Origin of the sequence: Streptomyces sp. NPDC090741 (genome assembly GCF_044769045.1) — a bacterium.
Taxonomy (GTDB): Bacteria; Actinomycetota; Actinomycetes; order Streptomycetales; family Streptomycetaceae; genus Streptomyces.
In genome coordinates this window covers 1-2,680 of record NZ_JBIVXF010000040.1, presented here as the reverse complement: position 1 = coordinate 2,680, position 2,680 = coordinate 1, and the positions used below count along the sequence as shown (strand labels likewise).

The 2,680-nt window shown below is 57.3% G+C and carries 2 rRNA genes (1 of these 2 cut by a window edge); both read right to left on the bottom strand.

The features are described from left to right. Window positions 1-635: ribosomal RNA gene (locus ACIQU4_RS42200) — 23S ribosomal RNA — on the bottom strand (it extends 2,569 nt beyond the left edge of the window). A 282-nt stretch (window positions 636-917) separates the two neighbouring features. Continuing rightward, window positions 918-2,442, bottom strand: a 16S ribosomal RNA gene (locus ACIQU4_RS42195). The 16S and 23S rRNA genes sit together here, the layout of an rRNA operon. Between the last annotated feature and the right edge of the window lie 238 nt (window positions 2,443-2,680).

The window sequence follows — 2,680 nt, the reverse complement described above, 5'->3', positions numbered from 1 at the left end:
ATGAGCGACGCTCCCACGGCTTGTAGGCACACGGTTTCAGGTACTATTTCACTCCGCTCCCGCGGTACTTTTCACCATTCCCTCACGGTACTATCCGCTATCGGTCACCAGGGAATATTTAGGCTTAGCGGGTGGTCCCGCCAGATTCACACGGGATTTCTCGGGCCCCGTGCTACTTGGGAGATGAGCAAGCAAGCCGCTGATGTTTCGTCTACGGGGGTCTTACCCTCTACGCCGGACCTTTCGCATGTCCTTCGACTACATCAACGGTTTCTGACTCGCCGACCGGCCGGCAGACCGATCAAGCTCATTCCCACAACCCCGCATGCGCAACCCCTGCCGGGTATCACACGCATACGGTTTGGCCTCATCCGGTTTCGCTCGCCACTACTCCCGGAATCACGGTTGTTTTCTCTTCCTGAGGGTACTGAGATGTTTCACTTCCCCTCGTTCCCTCCACACTGCCTATGTGTTCAGCAGTGGGTGACAGCCCATGACGACTGCCGGGTTTCCCCATTCGGACACCCCCGGATCAAAGCTCAGTTGGCAGCTCCCCGGGGCCTATCGCGGCCTCTCACGTCCTTCATCGGTTCCTGGTGCCAAGGCATCCACCGTGCGCCCTTAAAAACTTGGCCACAGATGCTCGCGTCCACTGTGTAGTTCTCAAACAACGACCAGCCACCCATCACCCCACCAGACAAGCTGGCGAGTTCACTGGGGCCGGCACTGAAGACATGACCTCACGGCCGTACCTTCAGGACCCAACAACGTGCCAAGCACGACCATTCAAGATCTCGTCACTTTCCACGCCGAAGCAGTACTTGTGAAGGACTCTCATGACCGTGCCAACTAATCAACGTTCCACCCTGAGCTGACCGTGCAGAACGTTTGTCTGCAATCGGTACTGTGCTCCTTAGAAAGGAGGTGATCCAGCCGCACCTTCCGGTACGGCTACCTTGTTACGACTTCGTCCCAATCGCCAGTCCCACCTTCGACAGCTCCCTCCCTTACGGGTTGGGCCACCGGCTTCGGGTGTTACCGACTTTCGTGACGTGACGGGCGGTGTGTACAAGGCCCGGGAACGTATTCACCGCAGCAATGCTGATCTGCGATTACTAGCGACTCCGACTTCATGGGGTCGAGTTGCAGACCCCAATCCGAACTGAGACCGGCTTTTTGAGATTCGCTCCACCTCACGGTATCGCAGCTCATTGTACCGGCCATTGTAGCACGTGTGCAGCCCAAGACATAAGGGGCATGATGACTTGACGTCGTCCCCACCTTCCTCCGAGTTGACCCCGGCGGTCTCCTGTGAGTCCCCATCACCCCGAAGGGCATGCTGGCAACACAGGACAAGGGTTGCGCTCGTTGCGGGACTTAACCCAACATCTCACGACACGAGCTGACGACAGCCATGCACCACCTGTATACCGACCACAAGGGGGGCACTATCTCTAATGCTTTCCGGTATATGTCAAGCCTTGGTAAGGTTCTTCGCGTTGCGTCGAATTAAGCCACATGCTCCGCCGCTTGTGCGGGCCCCCGTCAATTCCTTTGAGTTTTAGCCTTGCGGCCGTACTCCCCAGGCGGGGAACTTAATGCGTTAGCTGCGGCACCGACGACGTGGAATGTCGCCAACACCTAGTTCCCAACGTTTACGGCGTGGACTACCAGGGTATCTAATCCTGTTCGCTCCCCACGCTTTCGCTCCTCAGCGTCAGTAATGGCCCAGAGATCCGCCTTCGCCACCGGTGTTCCTCCTGATATCTGCGCATTTCACCGCTACACCAGGAATTCCGATCTCCCCTACCACACTCTAGCTAGCCCGTATCGAATGCAGACCCGAGGTTAAGCCTCGGGCTTTCACATCCGACGTGACAAGCCGCCTACGAGCTCTTTACGCCCAATAATTCCGGACAACGCTTGCGCCCTACGTATTACCGCGGCTGCTGGCACGTAGTTAGCCGGCGCTTCTTCTGCAGGTACCGTCACTTTCGCTTCTTCCCTGCTGAAAGAGGTTTACAACCCGAAGGCCGTCATCCCTCACGCGGCGTCGCTGCATCAGGCTTTCGCCCATTGTGCAATATTCCCCACTGCTGCCTCCCGTAGGAGTCTGGGCCGTGTCTCAGTCCCAGTGTGGCCGGTCGCCCTCTCAGGCCGGCTACCCGTCGTCGCCTTGGTGGGCCATTACCCCACCAACAAGCTGATAGGCCGCGGGCTCATCCTTCACCGCCGGAGCTTTCAACCCCCGCCCATGCAGGCAGGAGTATTATCCGGTATTAGACCCCGTTTCCAGGGCTTGTCCCAGAGTGAAGGGCAGATTGCCCACGTGTTACTCACCCGTTCGCCACTAATCCACCCCGAAGGGCTTCATCGTTCGACTTGCATGTGTTAAGCACGCCGCCAGCGTTCGTCCTGAGCCAGGATCAAACTCTCCATGAATGTTTACCGGTAATCCGGTACACACACACTTAGAGCGGGTCAATCATGTCGGAATATGACCGACTGACCACTGCGTCCTCGCTGTGTTGTTCGCCTGCAAGCATCACCCGAAGGCGACCTCACAGGTCTTTTTCAAAGGAACCTCATCCACCGAAGTGGACGGGGTATCAACTTTTGGCGTTGATTTTTGGCACGCTGTTGAGTTCTCAAGGAACGGACGCTTCCTTTGTACTCACCC